A 14,228-nucleotide genomic window follows, 5' to 3' on the forward strand; every position below is an offset into this window, starting at 1 on the left:
GCTCTGCTCAATAGATGTAGCGGATCTGGTCGGACCAGTAGCGTTCCACCCGTTTCAGCGCGTGGTTGATCTGGTCGATCCCGTCCGGCCCCAACACCCCCTTGTCCTGCAAACCGCTGGCGTGGCGGCCGAAAAGGTCGGTCACCACGTCGCGCACATCGCGGCCCCGCTCGGTCAGCCGCACCCGGACGGACCGGCGGTCCATCTCGCAGCGCTGATGGTGCATATAGCCCATCTCGACCAGTTTCTTGAGGTTGTAGCTGACATTCGACCCCTGGTAATAGCCGCGCGATTTCAGCTCGCCCGCCGTCACCTCATTGTCGCCCACGTTGAACAGAAGCAGGGCTTGCACCGCGTTGATGTCCAGCACGCCGAGACGCTCGAATTCATCCTTGATCACATCGAGGAGCAGGCGATGCAGCCGTTCCACAAGCGAAAGCGATTCAAGGTAGCCGGACATGAAACCATGCCGGGACGATTCCGCGATGGGGCTGTGCAAACTCATGATGGTCTCCGCGTAGTGGTTGACCCAGAGATTTGCCGATAAACCCAAAGAATGCGTTAAACGCGGCGATAATTTTCGCGCAGGCCCTCAGGCGCGCAGGTCGGCGGCCAGTTCGGCGGCGAAATCGCGCATGTAATCAGGGGCCTGGCGCTGACCCGAGACCCATTGGTAGAGGTCGTGATCATCCTCGGCCAGCACCTGTTCAAAGAGGTCCAGCCCCGCATCGTCGGCCCGGTCCAGGTGCCGCGCGGCCCATCCGCCCAGGATCAGGTCCATCTCCTTGATGCCGCGATGGCCGGCCCGCATCTTGAGCCGCTTGATCCGCGTCTCGCGCGTTTCCGCCGTCATTCGGCATCCCCCGCAGCCGTGGGGCGCATGTGGCGCAGCCGCTTTTCCAGCTTGCCGAGCGTCTCGCCAAGGCGCTGGTGTTGCAGCCGCACCTGGCGCAGGTCCAGAAGCAGCGCGTCGAAATCCTGGGCCGCCTCGTTGTGATCGGGCTCCTCGGGGCCGACCCCCTCGCCGGTCAGCATCCAGCGGATCGAGACATTGAGCAGCCCGGCCAGCATCTGGAGCCGGTTGGCGCGCGGCTCGCGCATGTCGTGTTCCCAGGCCTCGATGGTGACCGGCTTCACGCCGATCCGTCGGGCCAGATCCTCCTGGGTCATCCCCATGGCCTGCCGCGCGCCTTCCAGCCGGTCGCCGAATGTCGCGGTCTCGTCGCTGAACCAGCCCTCGTTCCCAGTCTCGGCACTCGTCATCGTCTCTCCCTCATCGGCCCATCCGGGGGCCATTTCCGCGGCCAACGGGCCGTTTCGCATCTTGAACGTGTTCCGCGCGGACCCTAAGCATGGGCCCGACGATAGTAAACCGGACCAATTGCCCCGCATCCCCGCCCATCCCGAGGAGACCGCATCCCCATGACCTTCCTGTCCAAGACCCTCGCCCGCGTGAAACCCTCGCCCACCATCGCGGTCTCGACCCTCGCCGCCGAGTTGAAGGCACAGGGCAAGGATGTGATCGGCCTGGGCGCGGGCGAGCCCGATTTCGACACGCCCGAGAATATCAAGCAGGCCGCGAAGGCCGCGATCGACGCGGGGAAAACCAAATATACCGCGCCCGACGGGATCATCGAGTTGAAACAGGCGATCTGCGACAAGTTCAAGCGCGATAACGGGCTGGACTACACGCCGAAACAGGTCAGCGTCGGGACCGGCGGCAAGCAGATCCTCTATAACGCGCTGATGGCGACGCTGAACCCCGGCGACGAGGTCGTGATCCCCGCGCCCTATTGGGTCAGCTATCCCGACATGGTTCTGCTGGCCGGTGGTGAGCCGGTTATCGCCATGGCCAGCGCGGATAACGCCTACAAGCTGACCCCGGAGGCGCTGGAGGCCGCGATCACGCCGAAGACCAAGTGGTTCATCTTCAACTCACCCTCGAACCCGACCGGCGCGGGCTACACGGCGGCGGAGCTGAAGGGGTTGACCGATGTCCTGATGCGCCACCCCCATGTCTGGGTGATGACCGACGACATGTATGAACATCTGGTCTATGACGGGTTTCAGTTCGCCACCCCCGCCCAGGTGGAGCCGGGGCTCTATGACCGGACGCTCACCTGCAACGGCGTCTCCAAGGCCTATGCGATGACCGGCTGGCGGATCGGCTATGCGGCGGGGCCGGAGGAATTGATCGGGGCGATGCGCAAGATCCAGAGCCAGAGCACCTCGAACCCCTCCTCGATCAGCCAATGGGCGGCGGTCGAGGCTTTGAACGGCACGCAAGGCTACATCGCCGAGAACAACGCGGTCTTCAAACGCCGCCGCGACCTGGTGGTGGAGATGCTGAATGCCGCCGAAGGGGTGGTCTGCCCGGTGCCGGAAGGCGCGTTCTATGTCTACCCGTCGATCGAGGGCTGCATCGGCAAGACCTCGCCCGGCGGCAAGCGGATCGGGACGGACGAGGATTTCGCCACCGCCCTGCTGGAAGAGAAGGGCGTTGCCGTGGTCTTTGGCGGGGCCTTCGGGCTCAGCCCGAATTTCCGCGTGTCCTATGCGACCTCGGATGAGAACCTAAAGACAGCCTGCACAAGGATCCAGGAATTCTGCGCCGCACTGACCTGAGCGGTTGCGCCGGGGTTTCCCCGTCGCGGGTGGGGTTGACGGGTTCAGGCCCCAAAGGGGGAGCCTTCACCCGCCAATTGAGGCCAGCCTCAAACTCCGAGGTATTTTCAGCAAAATGAAAGGGAAGCAGGTCATCTTCTTCGACAAAATGCCTGATTTCTGCCGCCAGAGCGGGACGCGACGCTAACATGGTCGTGCTGCCGACTACGCCCCCCCCTCAGCGGGTCAGGACCGCCGAGAGCGGGGCCAGCGCCACCCCTTCCGAGCGCGACCCGAGGGCCCAGGAGAAGAGCGCCGTGACGGTGTCCGAATAGGTGTGGCCGACCACGATCACCTGCCCCTCCTGCCCCGCGGCAAAGGCCGCGCGGTCCAGGTAGCGGGTGATCACGGTGGCGCGCTCGCGGTCCTCGTCGATCTGGCGGAAGAGCGTTGCCGCCGGAACGTCGATGCGGGACGCGGTCTGTTCGGCCACGTTCAGGCCGCGCGGATAGGCGACCAGCCCATGCCCGGTTTCGGCCAGCATCCCGACCACGCCTTCGAGCACCACCCGGTTCGCCTGGATCGCGCTGGCGGGCGTGTCGAGCAGGGCGACCGCCTCGGGCAGTGCTGCAAGTCCGGCCTGCATCGCGGGCGCGACCTGCGCCGCTTCGGTCACATCCGTGAACCCGTCGGCCAGCATCACCACCTCGAACCCGGCCGCACGGTAGTCGGCGGCCGCCTCGGCGGCGTCGGGGCGGGTCGGGTCGATGGCGAAAGTGACGGGGAAATCGAACCGCGTCAGCGCGCTGCGGCCAAGCGGGAAGCTGGGATCGTCGATCAGGATCACCGCCATCAGGGGCCGGGTTTCCTCGGCATCGAACGGGGCCGCGAAGGCCTCGATGGCGGGCAGGTCCGCGGCAGGCTCGGCAGGCGTGTCGGGCACCAGGACGGGGTTGGCGACCGGGCTCGTGCCGCCCGTGGTCAGGCGCTGGAGGGGCGAGCCTTGCGGCGCGGGCGGCTCGGTGGAGGTTCCGGCTGGCGTCTCCTCCGGGGTCTGCGTCGGCGTCTCGACCGGGGCGGGCGGCGCGGCGGCGGCGGTCTCTGCCTCGGGGTCGGCCTCGATCGTCGGCAGGCCAAGCGGCGCGGGCTGGTCGCCCGTCGCCACCGGTTGCGGACCATCGCCGGGGGCGGGCGTCGGTCCGGCGCTCTCGGGCAGCGCGGTCTCGGACGGCGGTTGCAGCGTGGCGGTCGCAACGGGCTGTGGCGCGGGCGCGGTGTTGGGCACGGGCGGCGCGCTGGGGGCTGTCAGGTCGCTGAGGACGGAGGGCGCGGCGGCGGGCGCGGTGTCGATCCCCGGCAGGGTCGCCTCGCGTTCCTCTGGCGGGCGGTTGAAGTTGGAGCCTGCGGGCAGCGGGATTTCGGAGGCCGGACCGGAAGTGGCCGGGGCCGGATCGGTTTCGGGGGTCGGGCTCGGGCCGTCCTGCGCGGCGGGATCCGTGGCAGGTTCCGGCGCCGGCCCGGTTTGCGGCGCGGGCGCGGGATCGACCTCGGGGGCGGGGGCCTGCGGATCGACCAGTGGGCCCGTTTCGGGCGCGGCCTCGGGTTCCGGCTCTGCCATGCTGCCCGCGACCGGCTCGGGCCGCTCGGGCAAGGGCGACGAGAGCGACAGCAGCGCCACCGCCATCACCATCACCAACGCCCCCCAGATCAGACCGGAAATAAGCCCTCTGCCCATGATCCTACCCTCTGCCTTACCTTCTCGATGCGCCCAAGTCCGGCGCAGATGCCAAATCTCGTTTCTCGGGCCCCCTGCTGGCCCCTTGCCGTTCTGCCTCGCAAGTCTTGACCCTGCGGCGCGGCTCTGGGCATGTATAGCGCGGGGTGCGGCCCGGACGCACCCCTTTTTCGCGACAAGGACCGCCGCCCATGCTGCTGCTGATAGATAATTACGACAGTTTCACCTACAATCTGGTCCATTATCTCGGCGAATTGGGCACGGTGCCGCATGTGGTGCGCAATGACGCGCTTACTGTGCAGGAGGCGATGGGGCTTGATCCAGAGGCAATCGTGCTGTCGCCGGGCCCCTGCGACCCGTCACAGGCGGGGATCTGCCTTGCGCTGACGGCGGCGGCGGCGGAAACCCGCACATCGCTGCTTGGCGTTTGCCTGGGTCACCAGACCATCGGCCAGGCTTTCGGCGGCAAGGTCGTGCGCTGCCATGAGATCGTGCATGGCAAGATGGGCGCGATACATCACGACGGCAAGGGCGTCTTTGCCGGGCTGCCCTCGCCCTTGTCCGCCACCCGGTATCATTCGCTGGTGGTGGAGAGGGACAGCCTGCCCGATTGCCTGGAGGTCACCGCCTGGCTGGAGGATGGCACCATCATGGGGCTGCGCCACCGCGATCTGCCCATCGAAGGCGTGCAGTTCCACCCCGAGAGCATCCGCTCGGAACACGGCCATGCGATGCTGAAGAATTTCCTCGATGGCGTCACTGCTGCCCGGGTGGAGGAACCGGCATGAGCGACCAGATGAAACCGCTGATCGCGATCGCGGCCGAGCGCAACCTGAACGGCCCCGAGGCCGAGGCCGCCTTTGACCTGCTGTTCAACGGCGAGGCCACCGATGCGCAGATCGGCGCGCTTCTGATGGCGATGCGGGTGCGCGGCGAAACGGTGGACGAGATCGCCGCCGCCGCCCGCGTGATGCGGTCGAAATGCGTGCCCGTGAAGGCGCCTGCGGAGGCGATGGATATTGTCGGCACCGGCGGCGACGGCAAGGGGACGCTGAACATCTCGACCGCCACCGCCTTTGTCGTGGCGGGTGCGGGCGTGCCGGTGGCCAAGCATGGCAACCGCAACCTCAGTTCCAAATCGGGTGCGGCGGATGCGCTTGGTGCGCTCGGGATCAACGTGATGGTGGGGGCCGCGGTCGTGGAACAGGCGCTGAAAGAGGCGGGGATCGGCTTCATGATGGCGCCCATGCACCACCCCGCGATTGCCCATGTCATGCCGACGCGCCAGCAGCTTGCCACGCGCACGCTCTTCAACGTGCTCGGGCCGCTGACCAACCCGGCGGGCGTCAAGCGGCAGTTGACCGGCGCCTTCGCGCCCTGGCTGATCCGCCCGATGGCCGAAGTGCTGGCAGCCCTCGGGTCAGACGCGGCCTGGCTGGTGCATGGTGGCGACGGCACGGATGAGATCTCCATCGCGGGGCCGTCCCATGTCGCGGCGCTAAAGGGTGGGGAAATCGAGGAATTCGAAATCGCGCCCGAAGAGGCCGGCCTGCCGCGCCATCCTTTCGAGGCCATCCTCGGCGGCACGCCCGAGGAGAATGGCGTCGCCTTCAGCGCGCTCTTGTCGGGCGAGGGCGGGGCCTATCGCGATGCCGTCTTGCTCAATTCCGCCGCCGCGCTGCTGATCGCGGGCAAGGTGGACAGCCTGCCGGACGGCGCGGAGTTAGCCGCGCAGAGCATCGACAGCGGCAGGGCCCTGACGGCCGTGGAGACCCTGGCGCGCATCACCTCCGCCGCGAAATAGCCGCACCGGATCGGCCCGGAGATCGCCTCGCATCGACGCGAGGCGCCCCGCGCGGGGTCGACCCCGCGCTGGCAAGGGCTTTCGAAAGCCCTTCCAGAAAGGCTTTTCAAAAAGCCTTCCCGCCGCCCCTTGCAACCGGGCGCGCCACGGGCCACCGTCCTGATATGCCTCTCGACACCTCCCCCCTCGGCCCCTGGGCCGACCTGCCCTTCTTCCGCGACACCCTGCCCGGTATCGAGGCCGCGCTGGCCGCCGAACCGCGCCCCTGGCTGCCTGCCCCGCGCCAGGTCTTCGCCGCGCTGGCCGCCTGCCCGCCCGAGGTCACCCGCGTCGTCATCCTGGGCCAGGACCCCTACCCCACACCCGGCCACGCCCATGGCCTGGCCTTTTCCGCCGAGCGTCATGTCACGCCACTGCCCCGTAGCCTGGCCAATATCTACAAGGAGATGCAGGCCGATCTGGGGGGACGCCCACCCGATGCCGATCTGCGCTTCTGGGCCGCGCAGGGTGTGCTCCTGCTCAACACCATCCTCACCGTGCCCGCGCATCAGGCGGGGGGCCATGCCCGGCTCGGCTGGCAGGCGCTGACGGGCCAGGTGCTGGACCGCCTGTCGGACGCCCCCCGCGCCTATCTGCTCTGGGGGGCCGCCGCGCAGAAAGCCGCCGCGCGCGTCGATCCCGCGCAAAACCTCAAGATCGAGACCGCGCATCCCTCGCCCCTCTCGGCCCGACGCGGATTTTTCGGCTCGCGCCCCTTCTCACGGGTGAATAACTGGTTAGAAAGCAAGGGTGAGGCCCCCATCACCTGGACCTAGAGCGGAGCAGCCATGACCCAATCCATTCTCGACAAGATCAAAGCCTACAAGCTGGAGGATGTCGCCGCCCGCAAGGCCGAGCGCAGCCAGGAGGCGGTCGAGGCCGATGCCCGCGCCGCCCCGCCCGTGCGCGGCTTTGCCGAAGCGCTGCATCTGGCCAGCCGCGAGGGCTATGGCCTGATCGCCGAGATCAAGAAGGCCAGCCCCTCCAAGGGTCTCATCCGGCCCGATTTCGATCCGCCCGCGCTGGCCGAGGCCTATGCGCTTGGCGGCGCCACCTGCCTTTCCGTGCTGACCGACGGGCCAAGCTTCCAGGGCGCCGACGACTACCTGATCGCGGCGCGCGCCGCCGTCGACCTGCCGGTCCTGCGCAAGGATTTCCTCTACGATCCGTGGCAGGTCGCGGAATCCCGCGCGCTCGGGGCCGATTGCATCCTGATCATCATGGCCAGCGTCTCGGACGCACAGGCCGCCGAGCTTGAGGCCGCCGCCGCCGAATGGGACATGGACGCGCTGATCGAGGTGCATAACAAGGAAGAGATGGAGCGCGCGCTGCTTCTGGACGCGCAGATGATCGGCATCAACAACCGCGACCTGAACACGTTCGAGACCTCGCTTGATGTCACCAAGGATCTCGTGCGCCGCATCCCGGGCGACAGGCTGGTGGTCTCGGAAAGCGGGCTGAGCACGGCCGAGGATCTGGCCGAGATCGCCCGCTACGGCACCCGCTGCTTCCTGATCGGCGAAAGCCTGATGCGCGAGGAGGACGTGACCGAGGCCACCCGCAAATTGCTGGCCGATCCGCTGGTGGCGGGGCGCTGATGGCGGGGCTGACGCATTTCGACAAGGACGGCCAGGCGCATATGGTCGATGTCTCCGACAAGCCCGTGACGGCGCGCATCGCGGTGGCCGAGGGGGCCGTGGTGATGGCGCCCGGGACGCTTGAGATGATCACGCAAGGCACGACGAAGAAGGGCGATGTCCTGGGCGTGGCGCGCCTGGCGGGGATCATGGGGGCCAAGAAGACCGCCGACCTCATCCCGCTGTGCCACCCGCTGCCGATCACCAAGGTCGCGCTGGACCTGACCCCGGACGAGGACCTGCCCGGCATCCGCATCACCGCGACCGTCAAGACCGGCGGGCAGACTGGCGTCGAGATGGAGGCGCTCACCGCCGTCTCCACCGCCGCGCTGACGGTCTATGACATGGTCAAGGCAGTCGACAAACGCATGGAGATCACGGGCATAAGGGTCACGCTCAAGGATGGCGGCAAGTCGGGCAGGTTCGAAGCATGAACGCGGGCCGGTCGCTGGAGCTCCACTTCGTCGATGGCAACCCGGAGGGGATGCTGACGGCCTTTGGCGGGCTGCGATTTGCCGATCTCTCCAGACCATCCATGGCCCCCCCATGACCCCGGTCTCCGACGCCCTTTCCGCCTGCCTCGACCTCTGCGCACCGCTGGAGATCGAGGAGGTGCCGCTGGCCGAGGCCGCCACGCGCACCCTCGCCCGCGCCGTGACAGCGCGGCGCGACCAGCCGCCCTTCGCCTCCTCCGCCATGGATGGCTACGCGGTGACCGAGGATGACCTCATTCCCGGTCGGTCCCTGCGGGTCGTCGGCGAGGCCGCTGCGGGGCATCACTGGGCGGGCCGGATCGGACGCGGCGAGGCGGTGCGCATCTTCACCGGTGCGCCAGTTCCCGACGGGGCCGCCGCCGTCGTTATCCAGGAGGATGTGACGCGCGATGGCCAGCGCATCACGCTTGGCCGGCAACTGGACGACAACCGCAACATCCGCGCGGCGGGCGGCGATTTCCGCGCCGGCGACAGCCTGAGCGCGCCGCGCCGGTTGCGGCCTGCCGATATTGCACTCGCGGCCTCGATGAACCTGCCCACCCTGCCCGTCACGCGGGCGCCCGTGGTCGCGATCATCGCCACCGGGGATGAGCTGGTGCAACCGGGCGAAGACCCGCGACCCGACCAGATCATCGCCTCGAACAGCTATGGGCTGAAGGCGATGGTCGAGGCGGAAGGGGCCGAGGCGCGTCTCTTGCCCATCGCGCGCGACACGGAGGAAAGCCTCGGCACGGTGCTGAAACTGGCCGAAGGGGCCGATATTGTCGTCACCATCGGCGGGGCCTCGGTCGGCGATCATGACCTCGTCGGCAAGGTCGCGCTCGGCGCGGGGCTGGAGCGCAGTTTCTACAAGGTCGCGATGCGCCCCGGCAAGCCGCTGATGGCGGGGCGCTTGGGCGACGCGGTGCTGCTTGGGCTGCCCGGCAACCCGGTCTCGTCGATGGTCTGCGGCCATGTCTTCCTGCTGCCGATGATCCGCGCCATGCTCGGGCTTGGCCGCGCGCCCGCGCCAAGATCGCAGGCCCCTTTGGCGGTCGATCTGCCCGAAAACGGCCCGCGGGAGCATTACATGCGGGCGCGGCTGGACCAGACGGGCCATGTGAAACCGTTCGACCGGCAGGACAGCGCATTGTTGACCGTGCTTTCGGAAGCCGACGTTCTGATGGTGCGCCCCGCCGGGCAAGGGTCGCTCAAGGCAGGCACACTTGTGGATATCTTGCGGCTCTGATCCTGCCCCTCGTTGACACGAAGCAAGAACAGGGGTAGAACATTCCTCGAACGATGAGGATTTGAGGGGAGTGGCCCGCGATGCTGACCAAGAAGCAGCTCGACCTGTTGGAGCTTATTCACAAGCGTGTGCAGCGCGACGGTGTGCCGCCCTCGTTCGACGAGATGAAGGAGGCGCTGGACCTGCGCTCCAAATCCGGCATCCACCGGCTGATCACGGCGCTTGAGGAGCGCGGTTTCATCCGCCGCCTCGCGCATCGCGCCCGCGCCATCGAGATCGTGAAACTGCCCGAGAGCCTTGAGGCCAAACTCGGCGGCTTCGCGCCGCGCGTCATCGACGGCGACCGCCGCGATCCGCCGAAGGGGGCCATGCCCGTCGCGGCCATCGCGGCGATGGAGGTGCCGGTGATGGGCCGCATCGCGGCAGGTACACCGATCGAGGCGATCAGCGAGGTTGCCACCCATGTCGCGGTGCCGCAGCAGATGCTCGGCACCGGCAAGTCGCATTACGCGCTGGAGGTCAAGGGCGACTCGATGATCGAGGCCGGGATCAACGAAGGCGATATCGTGGTGATCGAGGAAGGCCCGACGGCGGTGAACGGCGATATCGTCGTGGCCCTGATCGAAGGCCATGAGGCGACGCTGAAGCGGTTCCGCCAGAAGGGCAACATGATCGCGCTGGAGGCGGCCAACCCGGCCTACCAGACCCGGATGCTGCGCGACGACCAGGTCAAGGTGCAGGGCAAGCTGGTGGGTCTGATCCGCAGCTATTGACGGTTTGCGGGGGGGGCGCCTCGTCGACGAGGCGCGGGCTGGCGTTGCGCTTGACGCCTCACGCGGTCTTGGTTCGGTGAAGTCCCTGCACGATGGGCATCGCTTTTGCACAACGGTCAAGCGATACGCAACCTGCGTCCCGTCGACGGGACGCCCCCCCCCCGGCCCACAAACCCCCGGCCCACAAACCCAAGGCTTACCGCACCCAGGGGCGGTTCCCCTGACGGTCGCGCGCGGTCTCGACCCGCAGCCCCCCCCGCCCGAGATAGAGCGCAATCGCGCCGGTCCCGCGCAACACCTCCGGCCCGACCAGGTGGCACCCCTGCGCGCCCAAGGCAACCGCCGCCCCCGCCCCGGCCTGCACCGGCAACCCCGGCTGGCCCGCCAGTGCTGCCGGAATATCCTCGGGCGTGATCACCCATGTATGGCGGGCGCAGGCCGCGATCAGTTCCTCTCCCGCGCGCCGTCCGACCCCGTGCCAGAGCGTTCCGCCCGCCAGCGCCGTCACCCGCCCCGCGCCGTCATCGGTCCAGCCCGCACGCGCCGCCGCCTGTGCCTGATCCTCCAGGTCACCATCATTCTCCAGCCACAGCCCCGCAACAAAGCCGTCGCCCCGTGGGCGGCTGAGGCTGCGCGCGCCCTCTTCCATCAGTCCGGCCAGCCGCCCGGTGGAGGAGATCAGCAGCAAGGGCCGCTCCGCCCCCGTCCAGATCGCCAGCGCCAGTGCCACCGGGGCCAGCCCGGCCCATCTTGCCCGGCCCCGCCACAAGATCACCAGCAGCATCCCGCCCGTGATCAGCCCCAGGACCACGCCCGGCGGCATCACCACGGGCCGGATCGCGCCGGGTTGCGCCGAGATCCAGAGCGCCACCGCGATGATCCAGTCGAGCCCCGCCTCCATCACGCGAAACGCGATCCAGTCCAGCCCGAGGGGCCAGAGCAAGAGCGCGACCACGGCCGCCGGGATGACCAGCGAGCCCATCACCGGCACCGTCAGAAGGTTGGCGGCCAGCCCGTAGGCCGCGATCATGTTGAAATGCGCGGCGGCAAAGGGCGCTGTCGCCGCCCCCGCCACGACCGAGGAAATGACCAGCGCCACGGCCCCGCGCGTCCATTTCGGCAAGCCCGCCAGGAAGGTGTTTCCGCGCAGCGCGTTAAACACCGCGACCAGGGCCGTGGTGGCGGCAAAGCTCATCTGGAAACCGGGGCCAAGCAGCGTCTCGGGCCGGTGCGCCAGCACGATCAGCGCCGCGATGGCGACCGCGCGCAAAGTGATCGCGCGCCGGTCCAGCAGCACCGCGACGAACATCACCGCAACCTGGATGAAAGCGCGCTCCGTCGCGACATTGCCGCCCGAGAGCGCGAGATAGACCGCGCCCGCGGCCAACGCGCCGATGGCGGCGGGTTTCTTGGTCGGCACCCGCAGCGCCAGCGCCGGGATCAGCGCCAGCCCGCCGCGCAGGCAGAGGAAGACGAAGCCGGTCAACAGCCCCATATGCAAACCGGAGATTGCCAGCAGATGCGCGATGTTGGACTGACGCAGCGCCTCCAGCACGTCCTGGCTGATGCTTGAGCGGTCGCCGGTCAGAACGGCGGTGGCAAAGGCCCCGGCCTCGCCTTGCACGCGGGCGCGGATCGCGGCGCTCATGGCGTGGCGCAGGGTCGCGATGCGCATCGTGCCGGGCTCGGGCGGGGCCAGCAGCAGGGCGGGCACGCGGGTATAGCCGACCGCGCCGATCTGCTGGAACCAGGCGTGACGCTGGAAGTCGAAGCCGCGCGGCTCGCCCGGACCTTCCGGCGGGCTGAGATGCCCCGTCATCATGATCCGCGCACCCGGAACGGGATCGAGAAACCCCTGTTGCCCATGCAGCGAGACGCGCACCCGCGTCGGCACACGGGCCGGGTCCATCCGGGACAGCACGACCTCGTCCAGCGTGATCCGCACCCGGTCCGAGGCGGAGCGATCGACCATCACGACCCGCCCCTCGATGGGTCCGTAATAGCGAAACCCAAGGACCGGCCCCGCCACCTGGGCCGTGCGCAGCGCCGAGAGACCGAGACCGGCGATAACGAGAACGAGCGCGAAGGCGAGCGGCCCGAAGACCTCGCGCGCGCGCCAGCCGAGGAGCAGCAGCGCCAGACCCAGAAACCCGAGACCCGCCAGTGCAACCCCCGACGGCTCCACCGGAAGCGCGAAATAGAGCGCCACGCCCGCGCCCACCATGACCGGCGACCAGGGCATCAAGGCCCCGCGCTGGCCCTGTTGGGCCGCGTTGATGTGGCTGATCAGGCGCACCCTTGCCACCCTTTCCGGCCTTGCCTAAACACCGCAGTGACCCATCATTGCGCCGCGCATGGTTTCCAAACCCTTAACGCGAAGTGCCGCGAGATCCCGAAAGGCCGCTCATGTCCCCAACGCCCCCCGTCACCCGTTTCGCCCCCTCGCCCACGGGCTACCTGCATATCGGCGGCGCGCGCACGGCGCTGTTCAACTGGCTTTACGCGCGCGGGCGCGGCGGCACCTTCCTGCTGCGCATCGAGGATACCGACCGCGCGCGCTCGACCCCCGAGGCGACCGAGGCGATCTTGAAGGGTCTCACCTGGCTCGGCCTTGACTGGGACGGTGAGCCGATCAGCCAGCACGCGCGGCAGGAGCGTCACGCCGAGGTTGCGTTGCAGATGCTGGAGGCCGGCACCGCCTATAAATGCTTCTCGACACAGGAAGAAATCGCCGCCTTCCGCGAGGCCGCGAAGGCCGAGAAACGCTCGACCCTGTTCCTCAGCCCCTGGCGCGACGCCGATCCCGCCAGCCACCCCGATGCGCCCCATGCCGTGCGCCTGAAAGCGCCGCGCGACGGGGTGACGGTGATCAAGGACGCGGTGCAGGGCGACGTGACGATCCGGAACGCGGAACTGGACGACATGATCTTGCTGCGCTCGGACGGGACGCCGACCTATATGCACGCGGTGGTCGTGGATGATCACGATATGGGCGTGACCCATGTGATCCGCGGCGACGATCATCTCAACAATGCCGCGCGGCAGGCGCAGATCTACACCGCCATGGGATGGGAAATTCCGGTCTGGGCGCATATCCCGCTGATCCATGGCCCCGACGGCAAGAAGCTGTCCAAGCGCCACGGCGCGCTCGGGATCGAGGAATACGCCGCCATGGGCTATCCGCCCGCCGCGATGCGCAACTACCTGGCGCGGCTCGGCTGGAGCCATGGCGATGATGAATTGTTCGACGATGCGCAGGCCAAAGCGTGGTTCGACCTCTCCGGTATCGGCAAATCCCCTGCCCGGCTCGACTTCAAGAAGCTGGAGCATGTCGCGGGCTATCACATCGCGCGGATGGACGATGACGACCTGCTGACCGAGATTGACCGGTTTCTGGCTGCAACGCAGCAAGAGCCACTTTCGCCCGCGCTGAAAGACGGGCTGCGCGCTGCGATGTATTGCCTCAAGGATCGCGCCCGGTCCCTGCCGCAACTGATTGAAAAGGCGTATTTTGTCCTGAACTCCCATCCCATTGACCGGGATGAGAAATCACGCGAAGCGCTGACCGATGTATCCCGTGGTATACTGAAGGAATTGACGCCGCAGTTGCAAAATGCTAGCTGGACACGCGACACGCTTGAAGCCATCGTTGGCCAGGTTTCGGAGGCACATGGAGTGAAGCTCGGCAAGGTTGCCCCGGCCCTGCGCGCCGCGCTGGCGGGCCGCCCGGTCAGCCCGAGCGTTTTCGACATGATGCTGGTTCTTGGCCGCGAGGAGACGCTGGCCCGACTGTCCGACGCGGCCGCCGCCTGAGGATCGGGACCCCCATTCGGGGGACGTAAGTTTAGATGGGGGACGGGGGCCTGGTCCCTGCCCCGCCACCAGACCACCAGACCGAACCGTTCGGGCCGGTG

Annotated in this window: 14 protein-coding genes; 9 read left to right on the forward strand and 5 right to left on the reverse strand. The window is 68.0% G+C overall.

The window, feature by feature from the left end:
• Window positions 1-7: 7 nt before the first annotated feature.
• The 3 genes from HNS34_RS06960 to HNS34_RS06970 all read right to left on the reverse strand — a co-directional run bounded on the left by HNS34_RS06960 (window position 8) and on the right by HNS34_RS06970 (window position 1,263).
• Window positions 8-505 carry a MarR family winged helix-turn-helix transcriptional regulator gene (locus HNS34_RS06960; RefSeq protein ID WP_172319324.1) on the reverse strand — a complete coding sequence of 166 codons (498 nt, stop codon included), beginning with the start codon at window positions 503-505 and terminating at the stop codon, window positions 8-10.
• Between the two features lie 87 nt (window positions 506-592).
• Entirely contained in the window at window positions 593-853 is a 261-nt protein-coding gene (locus tag HNS34_RS06965; RefSeq protein ID WP_172319325.1) for a succinate dehydrogenase assembly factor 2, read from the reverse strand.
• Window positions 850-1,263 carry a helix-turn-helix domain-containing protein gene (locus tag HNS34_RS06970; RefSeq protein WP_172319326.1) on the reverse strand — a complete coding sequence of 138 codons (414 nt, stop codon included), beginning with the start codon at window positions 1,261-1,263 and terminating at the stop codon, window positions 850-852. Before HNS34_RS06970 ends, HNS34_RS06965 begins: the two co-directional genes overlap by 4 nt.
• 159 nt (window positions 1,264-1,422) lie before the next feature.
• On the opposite strand from HNS34_RS06970, the gene HNS34_RS06975 reads away from it, so the two are divergent.
• The gene (locus tag HNS34_RS06975; RefSeq protein ID WP_172319327.1) at window positions 1,423-2,625 is read left to right on the forward strand and encodes a pyridoxal phosphate-dependent aminotransferase; all 1,203 of its coding nucleotides are present in this window, start codon (window positions 1,423-1,425) and stop codon (window positions 2,623-2,625) included.
• A 217-nt stretch (window positions 2,626-2,842) separates the two neighbouring features.
• Here HNS34_RS06975 and HNS34_RS06980 read toward each other — a convergent pair whose 3' ends face one another.
• Entirely contained in the window at window positions 2,843-4,339 is a 1,497-nt protein-coding gene (locus tag HNS34_RS06980; protein ID WP_172319328.1) for a divergent polysaccharide deacetylase family protein, read from the reverse strand.
• 191 nt (window positions 4,340-4,530) lie between these two features.
• Here HNS34_RS06980 and HNS34_RS06985 point away from each other — a divergent pair, with 191 nt between their 5' ends.
• The 7 genes from HNS34_RS06985 to lexA all read left to right on the forward strand — a co-directional run bounded on the left by HNS34_RS06985 (window position 4,531) and on the right by lexA (window position 10,314).
• On the forward strand, window positions 4,531-5,127 hold the full coding sequence (locus tag HNS34_RS06985) for an anthranilate synthase component II (protein ID WP_172319329.1): 597 nt from the start codon (window positions 4,531-4,533) through the stop codon (window positions 5,125-5,127).
• Window positions 5,124-6,143 (forward strand): anthranilate phosphoribosyltransferase, encoded by a 1,020-nt coding sequence (trpD, locus tag HNS34_RS06990; protein ID WP_172319330.1) that lies wholly within the window; start codon window positions 5,124-5,126, stop codon window positions 6,141-6,143. The genes HNS34_RS06985 and trpD overlap by 4 nt, the downstream gene beginning before the upstream one ends.
• A gap of 164 nt (window positions 6,144-6,307) precedes the next feature.
• On the forward strand, window positions 6,308-6,958 hold the full coding sequence (locus tag HNS34_RS06995; protein ID WP_172319331.1) for a uracil-DNA glycosylase: 651 nt from the start codon (window positions 6,308-6,310) through the stop codon (window positions 6,956-6,958).
• A 12-nt stretch (window positions 6,959-6,970) separates the two neighbouring features.
• Window positions 6,971-7,780 carry an indole-3-glycerol phosphate synthase TrpC gene (gene trpC, locus HNS34_RS07000; protein WP_172319332.1) on the forward strand — a complete coding sequence of 270 codons (810 nt, stop codon included), beginning with the start codon at window positions 6,971-6,973 and terminating at the stop codon, window positions 7,778-7,780.
• Window positions 7,780-8,253, forward strand: coding sequence for a cyclic pyranopterin monophosphate synthase MoaC (moaC, locus tag HNS34_RS07005; RefSeq protein WP_172319333.1), 474 nt, complete (start codon window positions 7,780-7,782; stop codon window positions 8,251-8,253). The genes trpC and moaC overlap by 1 nt, the downstream gene beginning before the upstream one ends.
• Before the next feature lie 112 nt (window positions 8,254-8,365).
• The gene (locus tag HNS34_RS07010; protein ID WP_172319334.1) at window positions 8,366-9,541 is read left to right on the forward strand and encodes a molybdopterin molybdotransferase MoeA; all 1,176 of its coding nucleotides are present in this window, start codon (window positions 8,366-8,368) and stop codon (window positions 9,539-9,541) included.
• 80 nt (window positions 9,542-9,621) lie between these two features.
• The gene (gene lexA, locus HNS34_RS07015; RefSeq protein WP_172319335.1) at window positions 9,622-10,314 is read left to right on the forward strand and encodes a transcriptional repressor LexA; all 693 of its coding nucleotides are present in this window, start codon (window positions 9,622-9,624) and stop codon (window positions 10,312-10,314) included.
• Between the two features lie 196 nt (window positions 10,315-10,510).
• Here the strand turns inward: lexA and HNS34_RS07020 are convergent, their stop codons facing one another.
• The gene (locus tag HNS34_RS07020; protein ID WP_328700486.1) at window positions 10,511-12,610 is read right to left on the reverse strand and encodes a ComEC/Rec2 family competence protein; all 2,100 of its coding nucleotides are present in this window, start codon (window positions 12,608-12,610) and stop codon (window positions 10,511-10,513) included.
• A 110-nt stretch (window positions 12,611-12,720) separates the two neighbouring features.
• Between HNS34_RS07020 and gltX the strand changes: the two genes are divergently transcribed.
• The gene (gene gltX, locus HNS34_RS07025; RefSeq protein WP_172319336.1) at window positions 12,721-14,127 is read left to right on the forward strand and encodes a glutamate--tRNA ligase; all 1,407 of its coding nucleotides are present in this window, start codon (window positions 12,721-12,723) and stop codon (window positions 14,125-14,127) included.
• Window positions 14,128-14,228 lie beyond the last annotated feature (101 nt).

Source organism: Alterinioella nitratireducens (genome assembly GCF_013155465.1).
GTDB lineage: Bacteria > Pseudomonadota > Alphaproteobacteria > Rhodobacterales > Rhodobacteraceae > Alterinioella > Alterinioella nitratireducens.

Excerpts from the sequence above, each read along its gene's own strand:
- HNS34_RS06960 (WP_172319324.1), bottom strand. The coding sequence starts at position 505 with ATGAGTTTGCACAGCCCCATCGCGGAATCGTCCCGGCATGGTTTCATG.
- HNS34_RS06965 (WP_172319325.1), bottom strand. The coding sequence starts at position 853 with ATGACGGCGGAAACGCGCGAGACGCGGATCAAGCGGCTCAAGATGCGG.
- HNS34_RS06970 (WP_172319326.1), bottom strand. The coding sequence starts at position 1,263 with ATGACGAGTGCCGAGACTGGGAACGAGGGCTGGTTCAGCGACGAGACC.
- HNS34_RS06975 (WP_172319327.1), top strand. The coding sequence starts at position 1,423 with ATGACCTTCCTGTCCAAGACCCTCGCCCGCGTGAAACCCTCGCCCACC.
- HNS34_RS06980 (WP_172319328.1), bottom strand. The coding sequence starts at position 4,339 with ATGGGCAGAGGGCTTATTTCCGGTCTGATCTGGGGGGCGTTGGTGATG.
- HNS34_RS06985 (WP_172319329.1), top strand. The coding sequence starts at position 4,531 with ATGCTGCTGCTGATAGATAATTACGACAGTTTCACCTACAATCTGGTC.
- trpD (WP_172319330.1), top strand. The coding sequence starts at position 5,124 with ATGAGCGACCAGATGAAACCGCTGATCGCGATCGCGGCCGAGCGCAAC.
- HNS34_RS06995 (WP_172319331.1), top strand. The coding sequence starts at position 6,308 with ATGCCTCTCGACACCTCCCCCCTCGGCCCCTGGGCCGACCTGCCCTTC.
- trpC (WP_172319332.1), top strand. The coding sequence starts at position 6,971 with ATGACCCAATCCATTCTCGACAAGATCAAAGCCTACAAGCTGGAGGAT.
- moaC (WP_172319333.1), top strand. The coding sequence starts at position 7,780 with ATGGCGGGGCTGACGCATTTCGACAAGGACGGCCAGGCGCATATGGTC.
- HNS34_RS07010 (WP_172319334.1), top strand. The coding sequence starts at position 8,366 with ATGACCCCGGTCTCCGACGCCCTTTCCGCCTGCCTCGACCTCTGCGCA.
- lexA (WP_172319335.1), top strand. The coding sequence starts at position 9,622 with ATGCTGACCAAGAAGCAGCTCGACCTGTTGGAGCTTATTCACAAGCGT.
- gltX (WP_172319336.1), top strand. The coding sequence starts at position 12,721 with ATGTCCCCAACGCCCCCCGTCACCCGTTTCGCCCCCTCGCCCACGGGC.